The 21,045-nt window shown below is 34.0% G+C and carries 21 protein-coding genes; 2 read left to right on the forward strand and 19 right to left on the reverse strand.

What is annotated here, in order from left to right; all coding sequences use genetic code 11:
* The 3 genes from coaBC to gmk form a co-directional block, all read right to left on the reverse strand.
* The gene (coaBC, locus tag PYW31_RS08430) at window positions 1–1,209 is read right to left on the reverse strand and encodes a bifunctional phosphopantothenoylcysteine decarboxylase/phosphopantothenate--cysteine ligase CoaBC (protein ID WP_046836197.1); all 1,209 of its coding nucleotides are present in this window, start codon (window positions 1,207–1,209) and stop codon (window positions 1–3) included.
* 241 nt (window positions 1,210–1,450) lie between these two features.
* Entirely contained in the window at window positions 1,451–1,660 is a 210-nt protein-coding gene (rpoZ, locus tag PYW31_RS08435) for a DNA-directed RNA polymerase subunit omega (protein WP_046836196.1), read from the reverse strand.
* Entirely contained in the window at window positions 1,660–2,283 is a 624-nt protein-coding gene (gmk, locus tag PYW31_RS08440) for a guanylate kinase (protein WP_046836195.1), read from the reverse strand. Before gmk ends, rpoZ begins: the two co-directional genes overlap by 1 nt.
* Before the next feature lie 158 nt (window positions 2,284–2,441).
* Between gmk and PYW31_RS08445 the strand changes: the two genes are divergently transcribed.
* A complete protein-coding gene (locus tag PYW31_RS08445; RefSeq protein WP_046836194.1) occupies window positions 2,442–4,139 on the forward strand; it encodes an Rqc2 family fibronectin-binding protein in 1,698 nt (565 codons plus the stop codon).
* A 98-nt stretch (window positions 4,140–4,237) separates the two neighbouring features.
* Here the strand turns inward: PYW31_RS08445 and PYW31_RS08450 are convergent, their stop codons facing one another.
* From PYW31_RS08450 to PYW31_RS08515, 14 genes are all read right to left on the reverse strand, one after another.
* The gene (locus PYW31_RS08450; protein ID WP_046836193.1) at window positions 4,238–4,642 is read right to left on the reverse strand and encodes a VOC family protein; all 405 of its coding nucleotides are present in this window, start codon (window positions 4,640–4,642) and stop codon (window positions 4,238–4,240) included.
* 127 nt (window positions 4,643–4,769) lie between these two features.
* The gene (locus PYW31_RS08455; RefSeq protein ID WP_046836192.1) at window positions 4,770–5,624 is read right to left on the reverse strand and encodes a YitT family protein; all 855 of its coding nucleotides are present in this window, start codon (window positions 5,622–5,624) and stop codon (window positions 4,770–4,772) included.
* Window positions 5,625–6,240: 616 nt separating this feature from the next.
* Window positions 6,241–6,423, reverse strand: a complete 183-nt coding sequence (locus PYW31_RS08460; protein WP_046836191.1) for a hypothetical protein — start codon at window positions 6,421–6,423, stop codon at window positions 6,241–6,243.
* A gap of 21 nt (window positions 6,424–6,444) precedes the next feature.
* Window positions 6,445–7,056 carry an orotate phosphoribosyltransferase gene (gene pyrE / locus PYW31_RS08465; RefSeq protein ID WP_046836190.1) on the reverse strand — a complete coding sequence of 204 codons (612 nt, stop codon included), beginning with the start codon at window positions 7,054–7,056 and terminating at the stop codon, window positions 6,445–6,447.
* A gap of 1 nt (window position 7,057) precedes the next feature.
* Window positions 7,058–7,750 carry an orotidine-5'-phosphate decarboxylase gene (pyrF, locus tag PYW31_RS08470; RefSeq protein WP_046836189.1) on the reverse strand — a complete coding sequence of 231 codons (693 nt, stop codon included), beginning with the start codon at window positions 7,748–7,750 and terminating at the stop codon, window positions 7,058–7,060.
* Window positions 7,751–7,848: 98 nt separating this feature from the next.
* Window positions 7,849–11,022: a carbamoyl-phosphate synthase large subunit gene (gene carB / locus PYW31_RS08475; protein ID WP_046836188.1), complete on the reverse strand. Its 3,174-nt coding sequence runs from the start codon at window positions 11,020–11,022 to the stop codon at window positions 7,849–7,851.
* Window positions 11,015–12,115 (reverse strand): carbamoyl phosphate synthase small subunit, encoded by a 1,101-nt coding sequence (locus tag PYW31_RS08480; protein ID WP_046836187.1) that lies wholly within the window; start codon window positions 12,113–12,115, stop codon window positions 11,015–11,017. The genes carB and PYW31_RS08480 overlap by 8 nt, the downstream gene beginning before the upstream one ends.
* On the reverse strand, window positions 12,115–13,389 hold the full coding sequence (locus tag PYW31_RS08485; RefSeq protein WP_046836186.1) for a dihydroorotase: 1,275 nt from the start codon (window positions 13,387–13,389) through the stop codon (window positions 12,115–12,117). Before PYW31_RS08485 ends, PYW31_RS08480 begins: the two co-directional genes overlap by 1 nt.
* The gene (locus PYW31_RS08490) at window positions 13,373–14,287 is read right to left on the reverse strand and encodes an aspartate carbamoyltransferase catalytic subunit (protein WP_046836185.1); all 915 of its coding nucleotides are present in this window, start codon (window positions 14,285–14,287) and stop codon (window positions 13,373–13,375) included. The genes PYW31_RS08485 and PYW31_RS08490 overlap by 17 nt, the downstream gene beginning before the upstream one ends.
* Before the next feature lie 29 nt (window positions 14,288–14,316).
* On the reverse strand, window positions 14,317–15,624 hold the full coding sequence (locus tag PYW31_RS08495; protein ID WP_046836184.1) for a uracil-xanthine permease family protein: 1,308 nt from the start codon (window positions 15,622–15,624) through the stop codon (window positions 14,317–14,319).
* A gap of 279 nt (window positions 15,625–15,903) precedes the next feature.
* Window positions 15,904–16,431 carry a bifunctional pyr operon transcriptional regulator/uracil phosphoribosyltransferase PyrR gene (gene pyrR, locus PYW31_RS08500; RefSeq protein ID WP_046836183.1) on the reverse strand — a complete coding sequence of 176 codons (528 nt, stop codon included), beginning with the start codon at window positions 16,429–16,431 and terminating at the stop codon, window positions 15,904–15,906.
* A gap of 636 nt (window positions 16,432–17,067) precedes the next feature.
* Entirely contained in the window at window positions 17,068–17,985 is a 918-nt protein-coding gene (locus PYW31_RS08505; RefSeq protein WP_046836182.1) for an RluA family pseudouridine synthase, read from the reverse strand.
* A 12-nt stretch (window positions 17,986–17,997) separates the two neighbouring features.
* Window positions 17,998–18,474 carry a signal peptidase II gene (gene lspA, locus PYW31_RS08510; protein ID WP_046836181.1) on the reverse strand — a complete coding sequence of 159 codons (477 nt, stop codon included), beginning with the start codon at window positions 18,472–18,474 and terminating at the stop codon, window positions 17,998–18,000.
* A gap of 249 nt (window positions 18,475–18,723) precedes the next feature.
* The gene (locus tag PYW31_RS08515) at window positions 18,724–19,146 is read right to left on the reverse strand and encodes a carboxymuconolactone decarboxylase family protein (protein ID WP_046836180.1); all 423 of its coding nucleotides are present in this window, start codon (window positions 19,144–19,146) and stop codon (window positions 18,724–18,726) included.
* Window positions 19,147–19,255: 109 nt separating this feature from the next.
* On the opposite strand from PYW31_RS08515, the gene PYW31_RS08520 reads away from it, so the two are divergent.
* Entirely contained in the window at window positions 19,256–19,666 is a 411-nt protein-coding gene (locus PYW31_RS08520; RefSeq protein WP_046836179.1) for an Lrp/AsnC family transcriptional regulator, read from the forward strand.
* A 53-nt stretch (window positions 19,667–19,719) separates the two neighbouring features.
* Here the strand turns inward: PYW31_RS08520 and PYW31_RS08525 are convergent, their stop codons facing one another.
* Window positions 19,720–20,193 (reverse strand): CHAP domain-containing protein, encoded by a 474-nt coding sequence (locus tag PYW31_RS08525; protein ID WP_046836178.1) that lies wholly within the window; start codon window positions 20,191–20,193, stop codon window positions 19,720–19,722.
* 4 nt (window positions 20,194–20,197) lie between these two features.
* Complete coding sequence (locus tag PYW31_RS08530; RefSeq protein WP_046836177.1) at window positions 20,198–20,992, reverse strand: VOC family protein; 795 nt, start codon at window positions 20,990–20,992, stop codon at window positions 20,198–20,200.
* Window positions 20,993–21,045: the final 53 nt, after the last annotated feature.

Here is a 21,045-nt window from a genome sequence, read left to right on the forward strand (position 1 = left end):
TTATTGCCACCTATTTTCTAAACTGTCTAGTATACGCTCCGCTAAAATGACTTTCTTGGCTTTACCTAAATGCGTCTCATTACCATTTTCAAAGTACATCGTATAGTCATTGTCATCCGAACTAAACCCTATTGTACGATCACCTACATTATTAGCAATAATGACATCTGCATTTTTATGTTTTAATTTTTGTTGCGCATACGTTTCGATGTTTTGTGTCTCTGCAGCAAAGCCTACTAAAAATTGACTGGTCTTGTGTTCACCTAAATACTTCAAAATATCAGGTGTACGTTTAAACGTAACAGATAATGTTCCATCTTGTTTTTTCAATTTATGGTCCAATGTTTCTACAGGGGCATAATCTGATACTGCAGCAGCTTTGAATATGATATCCTGTGTTTCAAAACGGTTTTTAACTACTTTAAACATTTCTTCTGCGCTAGTAACTTGAATCGTATCTACATTTTCTGGAGGCGCGATATTTGTTGGACCTGAAACCAAAGTTACTATTGCTCCTCGTTTCTCTAAAGACTCAGCTAAAGCATACCCCATTTTTCCAGAGGAACGATTTGACAAGTATCTAACTGGATCTAACTCTTCGATAGTTGGGCCAGCTGTAACTAAAGCATGCACACCTTCAAATCGACTTTCTTTTGTAGTTTGATTCTGTTGCATGTCCTTGAAAAATAAATTTAATCTTTCTACAATTTGCAAAGGCTCTTCCATACGACCTTTTGCAACGTATCCACATGCTAAATAACCTTCACCTGGTTCAAGAAAATAATAACCATCTGAACGTAATGTGGCCATGTTTTGCTGCGTTCTATTATTCTCGTACATATGCACATTCATTGCTGGTGCAACAAATTTGGGCGTTTCTGTAGCTATTAATGTTGAAGTCACCATGTCATCAGCAATACCATGTGCTAATTTAGCAATTGTATTGGCAGTCGCTGGCGCAACTACAATTGCATCTGCCCAGTCCCCTAATGCAACATGTTGTATTTCTTTAGGGTTTTGTTCAATAAATGTACTTGTATATACGGGATTTCTTCCTATCGCCTGAAAAGCTAAAGGGGTTACAAATTCTTGTGCATGATCTGTAAGCATAACGCTCACATCATATCCAGCTTGCGTTAATTTACTCGTTAAATCGATGGCTTTATATGCAGCTATACCGCCTGTTACAGCAAGTAAGATTCGTTTCATTATAATTTACCTCCAGATAGTTTAAACGTGACTGGTTATTACGTAATAACTCAGTGATAGCTTATAAAATAACAAACATTAAGTTGTCTGTTGTTTATTGGCGTGATTACTCATTATTATACACAAATTAATAGATAAATTAAAAAAGCACACCTTGCTTCTGCATGGTGTGCGCTTGAAAGACCTTTATTTAATGCCATCTCAATTATATAAATGTATTTCAAGGTGAACGTTCAATTACTTAAGAAAGTTTTATTGTACCGTCTGGATAAATTTCACCGTCAGCAATTTCTTCTAAAGCTTTACCTACGGGTTTTTTTGAGTTGTATTTATTTAACAATGCAGTTTCTGGATTTTCATCTATTTCACGTGCACGTTTTGCAGCAGTAGTTGCAATTAAATATTTCGAGTTAATCTTTGATGTTAATTGGTTTAATGGTGGGTATAACATTATTTTTTTGCCTCCAATATCATTTTTCTATATTTTGCTTCAATGCGTTCTCTTTTCAAATGCTCTGCATCTACAATCGATTGAATACGTTGCTTGGCTAAATCAACTTCATCATTAACGACAACATAATCATACAAGTTCATCATTTCCACTTCTTTACGCGCTTCGTGCACACGGCTTTGAATTTTTTCATCAGATTCTGTACCACGACCGACTAATCGTTCACGTAAATGGTCTAAACTTGGCGGAGCAAGAAATATAAACAATGCATCTGGAAACTTCTTACGCACTTGTTTGGCACCTTCGACTTCAATCTCTAAAAACACATCATGACCTTGATCCATAGTGTCTTTAACATACTGCACAGGCGTCCCATAATAATTGCCAACATACTCTGCATATTCTATGAATTGATCTTGTTTAATTAATTCTTCAAAGTCAGACTTTGCTTTGAAAAAGTAATCAACGCCATCAACTTCACCCTCACGCATATCACGTGTTGTCATTGAAATAGAATATTTATAAGATGTGGATGGGTCATCAAATATTTTCTTTCTAACTGTACCTTTCCCTACACCAGAAGGTCCAGATAGTACAATCAACAAACCTTTCTCATTATCCATGACTTACGACCTCTCTAAGCTATACTTCTATTATTAACACATGATACCACAATCACCATTTGATTGTATAGCATACTTAGTACAAACTTTGCCCATGACCAATTCTTTTTGCCGTGTTACAATATGATGAATGACTAAAAATAAGGTGGCTGATAGTAATGGCATACGATGGTTTATTTACAAGAAAAATGGTGGAATCGTTACAATTTTTAGTAGACGGTAGAATCCACAAAATAAATCAACCAGAAAACGACACGCTGATTGTCGTTGTTCGTCAAAGTCGTAAAAATCATCAACTTCTACTTTCTATCCATCCTAGTTTTACTAGAATGCATCTCACTAATAAAAAATATGACAACCCATTTGATCCCCCTATGTTTGCTCGCGTATTCCGTAAGCATCTTGAAGGTGGTATTGTAAAAGCAATTAGACAAATTGGTAATGATAGACGTGTAGAGATAGATGTTGAAAGCAAAGATGAAATTGGCGATACAATACATCGTACTATGATTTTAGAAATTATGGGTAAACATAGTAATTTGGTACTCGTTGATGAAAATCGTAAAATTATTGAAGGATTTAAACATTTAACGCCTAATACGAATCAATATCGTACGGTTATGCCGGGGTTTGAATATGAAACACCCCCGTTACAAAACAAAGTGAATCCCTATGATATCACTGGTGACGAGGCTTTAAAATATATTGATTTTAACAGTGGAAAAATAGCACGACAATTACTCGATCAATTTGAAGGTTTCAGTCCATTAATTACAAATGAAATTGTAAGTCGCAAACAATTTATGACAGCTCAAACGCTACCAGAAGCTTTTGATACAGTGATGGCTGAAACAAATGAAGCGGCTACACCAATCTTCCATAAAAACCACGAAACAGGTAAAGAAGACTTTTATTTCATGCAATTAAATCAATTTTATGATGACGTTGTTCTATATGACTCTCTTCATGATTTACTTGATCGCTATTATGATGCACGTGGCGAAAGAGAACGTGTCAAACAACGCGCCAATGATTTAGTGAAATTTGTACAACAACAACTTCATAAGTATCAAAATAAACTAAGTAAACTGTTGGATGAGCAAGAAGGCACTAAAGATAAAGAACTGCAGCAGTTATATGGAGAATTAATCACAGCCAACATCTATCGTATTAAACAGGGCGACAAAGAAGTAACTGCACTTAACTATTATACCGGTGAAGAAGTAACTATTCCTCTGAAAACAACGAAATCTCCTGCAGTTAATGCTCAACTCTACTATAAGCAATACAACAAGTTAAAAACGAGAGCCCATGAACTACATCATCAAATTGATTTGACTAAAGAAAATATTGCTTATTTTGAAAGTATCGACCAACAACTTGCACATATTTCTGTAGACGATATAGATGATATTCGTGATGAATTGGCAGAACAAGGCTATATGAAACAACGCAAACAAAGTAAAAAGAAAAAGAAACAAACCATACAACTACAAGAGTATGTATCAACAGACGGGGACACAATACTCGTAGGTAAAAACAATAAACAAAATGATTATTTAACAAATAAGAAAGCCTCAAAAAATCATCTTTGGTTCCACACTAAAGATATTCCAGGGTCACACGTTGTAATACTAAATGATGATCCAAGCGAAACAACCATTAAAGAGGCTGCGATGTTATCTGGCTACTTTTCCAAGGCTGGCAATTCAGGCCAAATCCCTGTAGATTACACTGAAATCAAACACGTTCATAAACCTTCAGGATCAAAACCTGGTTTTGTAACTTACGATAATCAAAAAACACTTTTTGCTACGCCAGATTACGATCATATTCAAAAATTAAAAGTTAAATAACTTTTTAATCCATTCATAATTAAAAAAGCTAGGACTATAGCGTTTAAGTATTATCAACAAAACGCTATACATCCTAGCTTTTTTATTTTAAATTAACATTATTGATTAGGTAGCGCTAATTGGAAGTTTACTCCGAACTTATCTTGAATCCATGCAAATTCTCTAAACGGTGGCATTTCTGTTTTCGGCATTAATATTGCACCACCACTTTTCAGTTTACTAAATAAGCGTTCCATTTCTAACGGGCTATCAACCGTTACATATAAGGACATTGCAGGGTTCATATCAATATCCACACCATTTACGTTATCTATGGCCATAAATATTTGATCTTTAAGTCTAAATATTGCATGTTGAACAGCGCCTGTAGGTGCATCATCACTTTCACTATATTTTACTAATGTTAAAATTTCTGCATCTTCAAATGTATTTACATATAAATTAATCGCTTCTTCCGCTTCTCCATTGAACATCAAGAATGTAGTTATTTTAGGTATTGCCATTAATAAATCCTCCTTCTTGGTCTTACTTACTAGGATAAATCATCATTACTTAAAAATCGAATAACTATATATAACTGACACGTGATTATTATATATTCCACACTATGATTACGTGACAAACTCATATTTATGATAAATTCATAAATCCGTTACCTAACACATCACGTACATCATGTATTACTAAAAATGCATTTTCATCCTCTTCATTCACTAATTTTTTCACTCTTGTAACTTGTGATTGTGGTACTACAACATAAAGCATACTGGTTTCATTTTTACCATAACCCCCTTTACCATTTAGGAGTGTGGATCCCCTTCCAGTAAAACTATTAATTTTATCGCTTATTGTTTCATTATGACTAGAAATAATAGTGACTGCCTTTTTGGGATTAAAGCCTTCAATAATAAATGAAGTTGCCCGTTCCGTGATAAACAACATAATGATTGTAAATAATACATTAGTTAATGGAAGTACGAAAATAAACGAGAGTACAACCAGTCCATCCAATACAAATATAGCTTGAGAGGTTTTTATATCGAAATACTTATTTAACATCTTCGCAACTACCGATGTTCCCCCAATAACTCCACCGGATGCGATGACTAAGCCAATCCCTATGCCTACTAATACACCTCCAAAGGTAGCATTAACAACAAAGTTATCTACACCTGTATTCCATCCTTCTGTTAAATCTAAAAATATAGATATCGCAGTATTAGATATGAATGTATAAATCGCTGTTCTTCTGCTTAAAAATTTCCAACCTACAATGATTACAATAGTATTAATAATTAATGATGTTAACGCAGGTGAAAAACCAAAGGCATATTTTAAAGCTAGAGATATACCTACTGTGCCCCCATCACCGAGATTAGATCCAAGGATAAAGCAGTTAACTGCAATCGCGCTAATGAATGATCCAATTAAACAAACGATAATATTTTTTGTATGGTTACGAAATAATTGTTGTATCATTTTCAACCCTGCCCCCTATGCCTTTGAAAAGTAATTACATATTATTTCTAAAATTATAAACTAAATATGTCATAAATCCTATGTATAAATAACCCTATCTTTTTATATTATTTAGATAAAAATAAACAAATGTAATGTTTTAAGTTGTTTCTTAAAAAATTTTCACAAAATAAATTAATAGACACGGATGGACGATTTTAAATATTTTAAATATATCATTTTTCTGTCTGTTTGATTGCTATTGCATTTCACAAATGCTAACTCACCTATTTTTATCATGTTCAATCGAACCTGTGATTGTTATGTTTATTCTTAATTTCTTTCACTTTATTACATTTACAGTTAAAATGTATATAAATACATCGGGAGGTTAATTAATTATGTCTTTTTATATTATTCCATTACTTATTGCTGCACTCGTCTTACTCATTGGTTATATTATTATAAAAATTATGATTCGTTGATCTATCATTCAACTTTGTAGTATATATAGTTATGCATACACGAAGCGGTCATTACGCAACTTTTCTGATGAATATACAAAAAGGATAGTGAAAATGTCTTGATACATTTTCACTATCCTTTTTATTTTCATTCATCAGTGATAACTAGCGGTTTAAAATCAAATATGCCCCTTTTGCTTAATAATAGACTTTGATTTCTTATAAATATTTTTATCTGCTGATTTTGATAATAATTCATTACCTTCATTGTATGTTTTTTGTGCTCTATAGTCGTCTTCTTTTTTTAAAAATTTATTTAAATGCGCAAAATGGTCATATGCTTCATCCGGGTTCTTTGTCATAATATCCCCTCCAACTCTATATTATGACAAGTTATCTCTCCAATCAACTAATGTAGTCATATCGTTATCAGAAATTTCTCCATTTTCTTTTGCGACAGTAATTAGCTCATTATAATTACTCAAAGTATAGAAAGGAAGATTAGCTGCTGTGAATTGCTCGTCCGCTTTTTTAAGGCCATAAGTAAAAATAGCTACAACACCTAATACATCTGCACCAGCTTCTTTCAAGGCATCTACAGCAGTGATAGAAGAACCGCCTGTCGAAATTAAATCTTCAATTACAACTACTTTTTTACCTTTACTCTGTGCACCTTCAATTTGATTTTGTTTGCCATGACTTTTACTTGAAGAACGCACGTAATTCATCGGTAAATCTAATGACTCAGAAACATATGCAGCGTGTGGAATGCCCGCTGTTGCAGTACCTGACAATACTTCAACATCCCCAAAATTAGTCTTAATTAATTCTGCAAGACCGTCTCTAATTTCACGACGAATGGATGGATAACCTAATGTAATTCGATTATCACAATATATCGGTGATTTAATACCAGAACTCCATGTAAACGGCTCATTAGGTGAAAGAGACACTGCTTCAATGTCTAATAATGCTTTTGCTATATTTTTTGCCATATTAACTTAACCAACTTTCTTTAATTTTATGATAACTTTCTACTGGATTGTCGCTCTTAGTGATGGGACGCCCAACAACGATATGTGTTGACCCTAATGCTTTTGCTTGGTGTGGCGTTGTTATTCTTTTTTGATCATCAGCGCTTGTACCTTCTGGTCTGATACCTGGAGTAACTTTTAAAAATTCAGAACCTAATGCATTCGTGAGTAATGAAGTTTCTAAAGGTGAACAAACGACACCATCTAATCCAGATTGCTTAGCTAATTGTGCGTAATTTAACACAGCTGCTTCAATTGAACTTTGAATATTTTGTTCATTGTGTAACACTTCTTCAGTGGTCGAAGTGAGCTGAGTAACTGCAATAATTTGAATGTTGTCATTATATTTACGAATGCCTTCAACTGCACGTTTCATCATATCTGTTCCACCTGCTGCATGAACATTTACTAAATCAACATTTAATTTGCTTAATCCTTCCATCGCTTTACCAACGGTATTAGGAATATCGTGTAATTTCAAATCCAAGAATATATCGTGACCACGCGCCTTAATAGAGGCAATTAAATCAGGTCCAGTTTGGTAAAAGAGTTCCATCCCTATTTTCACAAACAATGGCTCATCGAATTGGTCTAAAAACGTATGTACTGCTTCAGAAGAATCAAAGTCTAAGGCAATAATAGGTAAAGTATTCATAATTTATGCTACACCTCATATTTAATAACTTTCAATATTTGAATTAAGACAAAATAATAGTTCATCAAACACTATCACTTTGTCTTAATTGTTTGATTTTACATATTTTTCATTGTAAATGTCATACTTTCGATGACATTTGTTAACGCATTAGCTGTATCTAAAGATGTCAGGCAAGGCACGCCATTTTCAACTGAGGAACGTCTGATTTGGAAACCATCACGTTCAAATTCTTTACCTTTAGTCATTGTATTAATTACTATTTGTACTTCTCCATTTTGTATACGTGTAAGTAAATCATCTTCGTAACCGATTTTACCAACGACTTCAGCTGGAATATTCTGTTCTGCTAATTTATTTGCAGTACCTTCAGTTGCAAGTATTTTGTAGCCTACTTCATTTAAACGGCTCGCAATATTAACAACCTCATCTTTATCTTTATCACTTACTGTCATTAATACTGTACCGTGGTCTTTAACTTCCATACCACTTGCAGTAAGGCCTTTGAATAATGCTTTTTCTAAAGTTAAATCTTTACCCATGACTTCACCTGTAGATTTCATTTCAGGTCCAAGCGTAATATCAACATTTTTTAATTTATTAAAGCTAAAGACTGGAGCTTTAACAAAGACGCCTTCAGTATATGGTTGAATACCAGCTTTATATCCTAAATCAAGTAGTTTTTCACCTATAATCGCTCGCATTGCTAGTTGAGCCATTTGAATATTTGTTATCTTACTTAAAAATGGAACGGTACGACTTGAGCGTGGGTTCACTTCAAGTACATAAACGCCGTCATGCGCAATTACAAATTGGATATTGATTAACCCTACGATATTTAATCCTTTTGCTAATCGAATCGTAAAATCTTCGAGTGTCTCCATCTCTGCTTGCGTTAATGTTTGGGGTGGATATACTGCAATAGAGTCACCTGAATGCACACCGGCTCTTTCAATATGCTCCATGATGCCTGGAATAATGACTGTTTCACCATCAGAGATTGCATCTACTTCGATTTCTTTCCCAGTTAAATATCTATCTATCAGTACTGGATGATCAGGGCTTGCTTTTACTGCTTCGTTCATATAGTTTTCTAATTCTGCATCACTATTAACGATTTCCATCGCACGACCACCCAAAACGTATGAAGGTCTTACAACTACTGGGTATCCAATATTTCTGGCATTTTCAAGCGCTTCTTCAGGCGATGTTGCTGTTTTCCCATTAGGTTGTGGTACATCAATTGTGTGTAATAATGCCTCAAACTCTTTACGGTCTTCAGCACGATTTAAGTCTTCTAATGAAGTACCTAAAATTTTCACATCATGTTTTTCGAGTTTATCAGCTAAATTAATTGCAGTTTGTCCACCAAACTGTACAACTACACCTTTAGGTTGCTCTAAATCAATAATATTCATAACATCTTCTTCAGTAAGCGGCTCAAAATATAGCTTATCCGAAATTGAGAAATCAGTTGATACTGTTTCAGGATTGTTATTCACAATAATTGCTTCATAACCCGCTTGTTGAATCGCCCACACTGCATGAACAGTTGCATAGTCAAACTCTACACCCTGTCCGATGCGAATTGGTCCAGACCCAAGCACTAATATCTTCTCTTTGTCTGTGACGATGGATTCATTCTCTTGTTCATATGTACCATAATAGTAAGGTGTTGCAGATTCAAATTCTGCTGCACAAGTATCTACCATTTTATACACCGGTGTAATCCCATGTTCTTGTCTTAATGCATACACTTCTTCTTCCGACATATCAAAGCGATGCGCAATTACACGATCACTAAAGCCATAATCTTTTGCAAATTTAAGATAATCTATATCTCCTTTATTCGCTTTTAAATTATGTTCAATATTGATGATATGTTGGAATTTATTTAAGAAAAAGTAATCAATTTTTGTCATTTCATGAATTTCTTCAAGGGTAGTACCTCGACGAATCGCTTCACCTATAAAGAATAAACGTTCATCATCTTGATCATTAATGCGCGCTTTAATATAGTCTAAATCAAATGTTTCTCCGTTAGGCAATCCAAGATGATGTACACCATACTCTAATGAACGTATTGCTTTTAGCAATGATTCTTCATATGTTCTACCTATTGCCATAACTTCTCCAGTAGCTTTCATTTGAGTCCCTAAAACACGTTCACCTTTGCCAAATTTATCAAATGGAAAACGTGGAATTTTAGAGATGACATAATCTAACGCAGGTTCAAATGCCGCATAAGAAGTGCCTGTAATTGGATTTAACATTTCATCTAGCGTTAAACCTACTGCAATTTTAGCTGCTAATTTAGCAATTGGATATCCCGTAGCTTTAGACGCCAATGCTGATGAGCGAGAAACACGAGGATTCACTTCAATAATGTAATAATCCATAGAATAAGGATCTAATGCTAATTGAACGTTACAGCCACCTTCTATGCCCAATGCACGAATGACTTTTAATGATACATCACGTAACATTTGATATTCCACATCTGATAATGTCTGGCTAGGTGCTACAACAATTGAGTCACCTGTGTGGATACCTACAGGATCAATGTTTTCCATATTACATACTACAATTGCATTATCATTTTTATCTCTCATTACTTCGTATTCTATTTCTTTAAAACCTGCAATTGATTTTTCAATTAAACATTGCGTTGCTGGACTATAGTGTAAACCATTAGAAACAATCTCTTTTAACTCTTTATCATTATGACAGATACCTCCGCCAGTACCTCCCATTGTAAATGCTGGTCTAACGATAAGTGGGTATCCCACTTGCTCTTTAAATTTAAATGCCTGTTCAACAGTGTTAACAATATCACTCTCTGGTACAGCTACTTCTAAATCATTCATTAGTGTTCTGAATAACTCTCTATCTTCAGCTTGTTGAATAGATTCTAACTTCGTACCTAAAAGTTGCACATTATTTGCTTCAAGTACACCACTATCATGTAACTGAATTGCCATATTCAAACCTGTTTGACCACCTAATGTAGGTAAAAGTGCATCTGGTTGCTCTTTACGTATAATTCGAGCAATAAAATCATGTGTTAAAGGTTCAATATATACTTTATCTGCAATTTCAGTATCCGTCATAATTGTAGCCGGATTTGAGTTCACTAATATAACGCGATAACCTTCTTCTTTTAATGCGAGACAAGCTTGTGTACCTGCATAATCAAATTCTGCTGCTTGACCAATAATAATAGGTCCTGATCCAATAACTAGAATTGTTTTGATATCATTACGTTTAGGCATTTGTGATACGCTCCTTTGCTTTATGGTCATTCATCATTTTAATAAATTCATCAAATAAATAATTGGAATCTGAAGGTCCTGGACATGCTTCAGGATGATATTGAACTGAAAATGCTGGTAATGTTTTATGTCTTAAACCTTCGACCGTACCATCATTAATAGCTATATGTGTCACTTCTAGTTCTGTATCAATTAACGAATCTTTATTTATTGCATAACCATGATTCTGACTCGTAAGTGCTATTTTTCCAGTTTTCAAATCTTTAACTGGGTGGTTGGCCCCTCTGTGTCCAAATTTCATTTTAAATGAGGTAGCACCTTGCGATAATGCAAATAATTGATGACCTAAGCAAATACCAAAGAATGGAATGTGTCCTAAGATGCCTTTAATCATTTCCACAGCAACTTGAACTTCTTCGGGATCCCCAGGACCATTTGACAACATGACGCCATCTGGAGACATTCTTATAATAGCTTCTGCAGAAGTATCATATGGTACAACCGTCACATTACAACCACGTGTATTCAACTCTCTAACAATATTTTGTTTTTTACCAAAGTCCACTAACACAACACTCAAATCGTAACCGGAAGATACATATGGTGATTTCGTCGATACCGTTGTCACTTCATTACGTGGTAATTCTGTAGATTTTAATTGCTCAACGATTTGAGTAATACTTGCTTTATCATCTGTAAATGCTGCTTTTAAAACGCCAAAATTTCTGATTTTACGCGTGATACTTCGTGTATCAACGCCAGAAATACCCGGAACATCATATTCTACTAATACTTCATGCAATGTTTTTTGTTGTCTGAAATTACTAGGATGTGCACTCGCTTCTTTTACAACTACACCATTCAATGTAGGTACAAGTGACTCAAAATCGTCTCTATTAATACCATAATTCCCAATCAATGGATAGGTAAATGTGATAATTTGACCAGTGTATGATGGATCAGATATCGTCTCTTGATAACCTGTCATTGCCGTATTAAATACAATTTCTCCCACTGTCAATTTATCTGAACCCAATGGGTAACCTTCATAATATGTTCCGTCTTCTAATACTAGATAGCGTTTCTGCAACATTATTTTTCCTCCTTAAATTTAACTTCACCTTCAACTAATGTTAATACTGGAGTTCCATAAACTTTGTATCCAATAAATGGTGTATTATTACCTTTCGATGCAAAGTCTTCTGCCTTGATTTCACTTTCTTCATCTAGATTGATCACTGTTAAATCTGCTAAACCACCTTCTTCCAACCTACCATAAGGTAAATCAAACGTTTGCGCTGGTTTAATTGTTAAATAATCAACAAGTTGTTGTAATGACCAATCTCCATTTTTAACGAAGTGTGTATATAATAATGGGAATGCTGTTTCACTACCAACAATGCCAAATGGCGCCTTCGTCATAGATTGCGCTTTTTCTTCAGCAGCATGTGGTGCATGATCCGTTGCGATACAATCAATTGTGCCATCTAATAAACCTTCTAATAATGCATCTCTATCTTCTTTGCTTCTTAACGGGGGATTCATTTTGTATATTGCATCATCACCTGGTACATCATCTTCTGTTAATAACAGATGGTGTGGGGTTACTTCTGCAGTGACTTTAATACCCGCTTTCTTAGCATCACGAATGGCTCTGACACTTTCTTTCGTCGACACATGGCACACATGATAATGTGCACCTGCCGCTTCAGCTAAAAGTACATCACGCGCGATTTGAACTGCTTCACAAATATTAGGAATACCAGGTATGCCCAATGCTTTACTGCGTTGCCCTTCATGCATAGCTCCACCATAAATTAAGCTATTGTCTTCACAGTGCGCTACAACAGCTTTATTAACTTTTGCTGCCGCTTGCATTGCTTCATACATCATATTAGCTTGTTGAACCCCCACACCATCATCAGTAAAGGCAAATGCGCCATTTTGTGCAAGTGCTTCGAAATCTACATGTGTTTGACCGGCTTGTCTTACTGTAATAGACGCATATGGTAAAACTCTTACTTGTGCGTTTTCTTCTATTAATTGATTTAAATGTTTTAAATTCTCTTCTGAATCAGGTACTGGACGCGTATTAGGCATTGGACATACCGTCGTAAAACCACCTCTAGCAGCTGCTTTAGTACCTGTTTCTATCGTTTCTTTGTGTTCCCCACCCGGTTCACGTAAATGTACGTGCACGTCGACTAAACCTGGCGAAACAAATTGACCTTTAACATCTATAACTTCTATCTCTGCATCAACTTCAATTTTTGGCGCGATTTTTTTTATGTGTTGACCTTCGATTAAAATTGAAACCTCTTTAAATTCACCATTTTGTAAAATCTTAGCATTATTTAATAACTTCATTAGTTTCTGCCCCTTTTGTTTGTAATATATAATCTATAACAGCCATTCGTAAGTACATTCCATTTTCCATTTGTTTGAAAATGCGAGATTTTGATGCTTCTACAAGTGAGTGATCAATCTCTACACCTCTATTTACTGGAGCTGGATGCATTACGATTGCTTGATTGTGTAATTTGTCATACCTTGCTTGTGTTAACCCAAATTGTTCATGATAGTTATTTGCTTCAAAGCTTGTGCTCTCTCCATTATCATGTCTTTCGTGTTGTACCCTCAATAACATAACAATATCTATATGATCTATAACTGTATCAATGTCAACATAAGGTGCATCAAGTGAACAATCCTTCCACGCTTCAGGACTTGAAAACATCACGTTTGCGCCAAGTGCAGATAAGCTCTGAAAGTTACTTCTAGCAACGCGAGAATTTTTAATATCTCCACAAATCAAGATATTGAGTCCTTCAAATGACTGATATTCTTCATATATTGTCATAATGTCTAATAAACTTTGGGTAGGATGTTGGCCACTGCCATCTCCTCCGTTAATAATTGGGATGTTAAGTGATTTTAATTCTTCGTAATATGTAGTCTGTGAATGTCTAATCACGAGAACATCTGCACCAACTTGCTCTAAAGTTTTGCATGTGTCATATAATGACTCACCTTTTTGAACTGAAGATGTATTAGTCTCAAAATCAATTAATTTTAGTCCTAATTTTTGTTCGGCTACTAAGAAACTACTTTTAGTGCGAGTAGAATTTTCAAAAAATAAATTTGCTACAAATTTATCTTCATAACGTTGAGGCTTTAGATCACCTTTTTTTATAGCGCTTGCGCGTTGAATTAACTCATAAATTTCATTTGTAGATAGATGTTCCATTGAAAGTAAATTATCCATGTTCAGCCTCCTCATAATACAATGTTCACTTATTTAGTCGCTACTGCTTCTTTCGGTAATATCAGATTTAATATAATTCCTGCTAACGCTGCAAGTGCCATGCCTTCTATTTCGAGTTTGACACCTACACCATTTAAGTTGAAAACTAAGTTCCCGATACCAATTACAAGTATGACTGATGCAATAACTAAGTTACGATTACTAGCAAAATCCACTTCGCTCTCAACAAGCATTCTTAAGCCACTTGTCGCAATGATACCAAAAAGTAATATGGATACACCGCCCATTACAGGTGTAGGTATTGATGATACAAGTGCTGTGAATTTCCCTACAAATCCTAAGATAATTGCAATCACCGCAGCACCACCGATAACATAAACACTATAAATTTTTGTGATTGCTAAGACACCAATATTTTCACCATATGTCGTACTCGGCGGCCCACCAATAATACTTGCAAACATAGTAGAAACACCATCACCTATAATAGATTTATCTAATCCAGGATCCTTAAAAAAATTTCTTCCTACAATTTTATTTATGACCATTTGATGGCCAATATGCTCACTCACAGTAACAAATACAATAGGTATCAATACAAGAATCAATCCTAAGTGAAACGAGGGTGTATAATCTTTAAAAGGAATATACACTTCCGGCAGTTGTAACCATTTTGCTTTTATAATCGGTGCAAAGTTGACCAAACCCATGAACATTGACAAGACATAGCCCGTTACAATACCGATTAATACTGGTATTAAAGATAAGAATCCTTTAAAGAATCCTTGTACAGCTATTGTGACAAGTAAAGTAATCATAGCTACAGCTAGATAACTCAAATTATATCCTTTCATATCTGAAGCATTTTCAAACATTGCCATGTTTACAGCTGTTGGCGCTAAACTCAAACCAATAACCATAATTACTGGACCTACAACTACAGGAGGTAAAAGCTGCATCAACCAGTTCGTTCCACTGATTCTTATAGCTAGTCCAATGAGTACATACATGACACCACTCATAAAAAGTGCCATTAGCATGTCACCCAAACTGTGAGAATTTAAGCCAGTAATAATGGGTGTAATAAACGCGAAACTCGAACCTAAGTAAGCTGGTATTTTAGCTTTTGTAATTAATATATATAACAATGTTCCTATACCTGATGCTAGTAATGCAGATGATATCGGCAATCCTGTTAAAAATGGTACCAGTACTGTAGAACCAAACATAGCAAATAAGTGTTGCGTACTTAAAAACGCCCATTGGCCAAATTTAGGTCTATCTTGCACATCTAATACTGGTTTGACTGTCCGTTCGAACATTGTTTCATTTTCCATGTTTTACGCTTCCCTTCATAAAAAAAATCTCTTTACATTGTATTCATGTAAAGAGACTCAAAAAGTGTACACTATCTTATTTTTAAACTTTAGATTGATTCATCCATTACATGACTCAACCATGGTTCAATAAATTAAGATAATATGAAGAGGTTTATTATAACTGTTATACCATCACTGATTATTAACTACAAACCTATCTAGGTATGTGCGCAGTCATTAGTCACATGATTCCAAACCTCTTCCCTTTCTCAGTCTCTCGTACTGAATTAAAAGGTGCTATTCAATTACTACTGCATTTCTTGAATCGATTTCATCAAGAAATACCGAAACAGCTTCTTCCCTTGCAGTCGGAATATTCTTTCCTACAAAGTCTGCACGTATTGGTAATTCCCTGTGGCCTCGATCAACTAATGTTGCTAAGCCTATTTTTTTAGGTCTAGCATATTGAAGTACTGCATCTAATGATGCTCTGACCGTTCTTCCTGTATATAAAACATCATCAATAATTATGACGACTTGATTTGTGATATTTACATCTATCTCATATGTTTTTTCATTGCTGTGATTCGATGTTTGTTCTAAATCATCTCTAAACTGGGTAATATCGATTGTCCCCGTAGGCACTACTTTTTCTTCGATACTTTCAATCTTTTGCTGGAGACGTCTTGCTAAAAAAGCCCCACGCGTCTTAATGCCTAACAATATTAAATTATCAGTACCTTTATTATATTCTAAAATTTCGTGTGCAATACGTGTCACCGTTCTCTGTATAGCCGCTTCATCCATAATAACGCGTTCTGACATTTTAGGCACCTCCCTTAATTTGTTTAATCAACAACTTATTAATGCAATAATGTTTAGGATATAAAGAAAACCCCATGCCTTTATTCAGACATGAGGTTTACTTATAAGGATATCACAAACAATTAAGAGACATATCTTGCTTTACTTAGATGATTTCTCTTACATAAATATGGTTATATTTATGTCTCCCACTGTGCTAAATGTTATAGCTACAGTAGTATTAATTTGTTTTCACAAATCATATGTTTGTATACCTTAATTAAAGTCATGTCTTCGAAGCCTCTCTGGACTTTCATTTAAAGACGTACGTTCGCTTTATTAAACTGTCATAATATTATCACGAATAGACTAAACTTGCAAGTGTATTTAGGGAACAACTGCTGCTTCCATAATTAAAGCTATATTTATATAGTATTCTTTAATGTACTTGTCTTCACCTTTATCTTGCGTATACATTCAATGATGTAAGAGATCATATTAAATATCGCCTAATATATTCAAAAGAAAATGACGGTATCTACTGAAGTAAAGCAGACACCGTCATTTTCAAATTAAATAAGCTATTGATATCCAAGCCAAAGTATCTTACGAAGCATAACATTTAGCATGAATACTTGTGATTTGTATTGCTAATTTTTAGCTATCACTTCTACGTATATCTGACAGTAACTGTTCAAAATCGTCAGGTAATGCAGATGATTTCTCAATATATTCATGCGTTACTGGATGTTCGAAACCAATCACTTCTGCATGTAACGCTTGACCACCTATATCCAATGTTTTTTTCGGACCATACTTTGGATCACCTACTAAAGGATAACCAATATATTTCATATGCACACGTATTTGGTGTGTACGACCAGTCTCTAATTGACATTCTATCAATGTATATTTATTAAAATGTTCTAGGACATTAAAGTGTGTAATCGCATCTTTACCGTCATCGACAACATCCATCGATTGTCTATCAATTTTATTTCTTCCAATTGGCGCATCAACTGTCCCATAATCATGTGGGATATTGCCGTGAACAAGTGCCACATATTTACGCGTTACTGTTTTATTCACCAATTGGTCAACCAAACTGCGATGCGCGATATCGTTTTTAGCGACCATCAACAAGCCAGATGTATCTTTATCAATTCTGTGTACGATACCCGGACGAATTTCTCCATTGATACCTGATAAATCCTTCATTTGATACATTAAACCATTAACAAGTGTGCCAGTGTAATGACCTGCAGAAGGATGAACTACCATACCTTTAGGCTTATACACGATTGCAACATCATCATCTTCATAGTATATATCTAAATTTAAATTCTCAGGGTTAATATCAGCTTCAACAATTTCTTTTTCCGTTACAACAATATGGTCATTAAGCTTAGTTTTATAATTTGATTTAATCAATTTATCATTCACTTTCACAAGTGACTCTTTGATTAAGTCTTGAATTTGCGTACGTGACCAATCTGAATTGTATTCTGGTAGTAATTTGTCGATGCGCTGCCCTGTTTCTTCTGGATTTTCTATTTTAAACTCATGTGTTTCCATGCAAAATCTCTCCTATTCTACTTTCTTCATATCTGTTAACAAAGCGATAATAATCAACAAAACACCTATCGTCAAACTGGCGTCTGCTACATTGAATATTGGGAAATTGTATCCAAATATATATGTATCCACAAAATCTACAACTTCACCATGTAATACACGATCAATAAAGTTTCCTAAAGCACCTGCAAATAACAAACTAATAGCAATTTGCATTAGTAAATGTTGTTTTGCCTCTTTAATATAAAAAACAATAAGTACCACAAGTATAATGATGGTAATGATATAGAAGAAGCCCATTTTACCACTTAAAATACCCCAAGCTGCACCATTATTTCTGTGAGAAGTAATATTTAAAAAGTTGGGTATAACTTCGTATGAGTCTCCAACTTTCATTGAACTAGCAACAATAAATTTTGTAATTTGATCTAATATTAATATAACGATTGTTATGAATAAAGAAATACCAATGTAGTACTGACGTTTCATGTCTGTACCTCCTATTATACTCTCAGTCGTTTTACAACAACTCTCATTATATCCTAATCAAACTTATAAAAAAAGTTACAGTTTAAATAACAGTAAAATTATAGCTAAAATAAACCTGTTCTTATCAAAATCCTTTAATACTTTACACTTTATAATTATATTTACTCGATAATAAAGTGTAAATCTTCCATTCCATGTTTCTCAAACTCAACTATTGATATCAAAACAAAGCATTTTTAATAACTATATTTATATTTTTTCGTCATTTGGTGATAGCTTCATTAAGGCACCAAAATATTGTTGACTGGTAGTAAATGTAATAAAGGCAATCAGTTCACTTATTTCGCTATTAGTTAAATTATCTTGTAATATATTTATGATATACTCTGGAATATCCGTGTTTAATTTTAAAAACACATCCGTAAAGCCTAAGCAAACTGCTGATTTATTATCTTTGAGATGACCTTTAGGTTTCCCTTTAGCCTTACAATACAAGCATCCATTTTGTTGTGCTAACATACGTCTTATCTCTTCTTTTAACTCACCCGATAGTGCACCATCACATTCTAATATGTCGCTCAAATCACGCCAGTTTTTCATTACCGCTTCATTATAACCTAGTAATCTTTGAAATGATGTTTCTCCGTGTAAAGACGGCTGTATAATAGTCATAATTCACTCTCCTTATCTATAATTATTTTATTGTATATATAGGGAGAATTGAATGAGTTATATGAGGTGTTTTAATATTATACTTATTAAAATAAAGGAGTTTTTATCTATGGACTTAACAAACAGAAAAATCATCCAACAATTAAAAGAAAATAGTAAAATATCATTAGAAAGTATTGGTAAAAATGTAAATCTTTCTACACCTTCTGTTAGAGATAGAATAAATAAATTGAAAGATATTGGAATTATCAAACGCTATACTATTGACGTAGACTATACTATTTTGGGATACGCTATAGATGTTATTATTGAAATAACTATAAAAAATAACTTATACCAAGATTTTAAATCCTTTATCGCTCAACAAAACAATGTAGAATGTTGTTATAGAGTTTCGGGTGATAGTTGTTTTATGTTTAAAGTACGTTTTAAGCATATGCAAGAAGTAGAATCTTTTATTGATTCACTTCAAACATACGGGCACACTAAAACTCATTTTATATTTTCAAAGATAATATAACTGTTAGATATGACCTTTTTTAACCATACACTCAATATCATCACATTTCACTTTTATATGTGTGAATTGTTTTTAGGATGAATATATTTATAATCTTTGATTTCATTTCGAAAAATGGTTCTTTCTGTAATTTCATAGGGTTTATGATAATTCATCTCGCTGACTCCTATGGAACCATCTTTATACTTTTTCTCTATATATGCAACGTGTCCATATTTTCCTTTACTAGATTGCATGATACTTCCTACTTTAGGAATTGAATTTACGCGATATCCATCTTTTTGAGCATGGGAGGACCAATACTTAGCATCATTCCAACTCACTCCGATTTGCTTGCCATGTGCTCGTATTTTGTCAAAAACATAATTTGTGCATTGACCTTTAGTATAAGGGTTATATTTCATAGGATTAAATGACCAAAAATGATTATCAGGCTCAGTCATATCTCTATTTGTTATCCCTTCAAATGTCGCCGTTCCAGTGATTATCATACTACTCACTAACATTATCGTTAACCTTCTCTTCATAGCATCACTCTACCTCGTAATAGTTAAAACGAAATTGTATTCCATCAGGGCCCGTTAATCGTTTATGTGCAGTATCTGGATAATAACAATCAACACAAGCTAAACCATACGTAACATCGTTTTCAATTCTTTTAATATATGAATGCCAATTATTCACCACTAGATGCTGGTAATCACCTTTAGATGACATATATAGTGCTTCATCTGTATCTAAAGATGCAACTTCAAGGTTAAAGAAATTTTTGTAATATGGTTTTACTTTATGCCATGCAATTGTTTTTAAATTTAAATAGCCAATTTGACTTTCATTCGGCATACCTTGCCATTGATTATTTGAAACGTGTTTCAATAACTTTGGAACATTAATCGGTAGTGTATCTAAAGTAACTTGTTCTTCAAAATTATCCCAATCTTCATTATGCGCTTCAACATAAAATTCCAATCCATTACCTTCAGGATCATTAACATATAAAGACGTCGTTAAATGATTCTCTCCACCATCCACAGGTAGACTATAATAACTTAATTGAACAAGTATATCTGCTAACGCTGACTGTGATGATAACTGAATGGCTAAATGAAACAAGCCCGCTTCGGCGCTTAATGGCTCTCTACCTCTCTCTATTTGATTTAAAGAGATAAAGTGATTTTGCACGCCAATCTGATATAGTATGTTTGAATCGGATTCCATTACAATATTTAACCCTAATATATTACTATAAAAATGTTTCATTTCTTCTATATCTTTAACGTTCAAAGTAATTCCATTTATAAAATGGTCGTTTTTATTATGAAACATAAATAACACCTTTCTTGCTTTCTATTTATCCTATTATACGCTTTATAAATCAT

The sequence above is a fragment of the Staphylococcus succinus genome (assembly GCF_029024945.1).
Taxonomy (GTDB): domain Bacteria; phylum Bacillota; class Bacilli; order Staphylococcales; family Staphylococcaceae; genus Staphylococcus; species Staphylococcus succinus.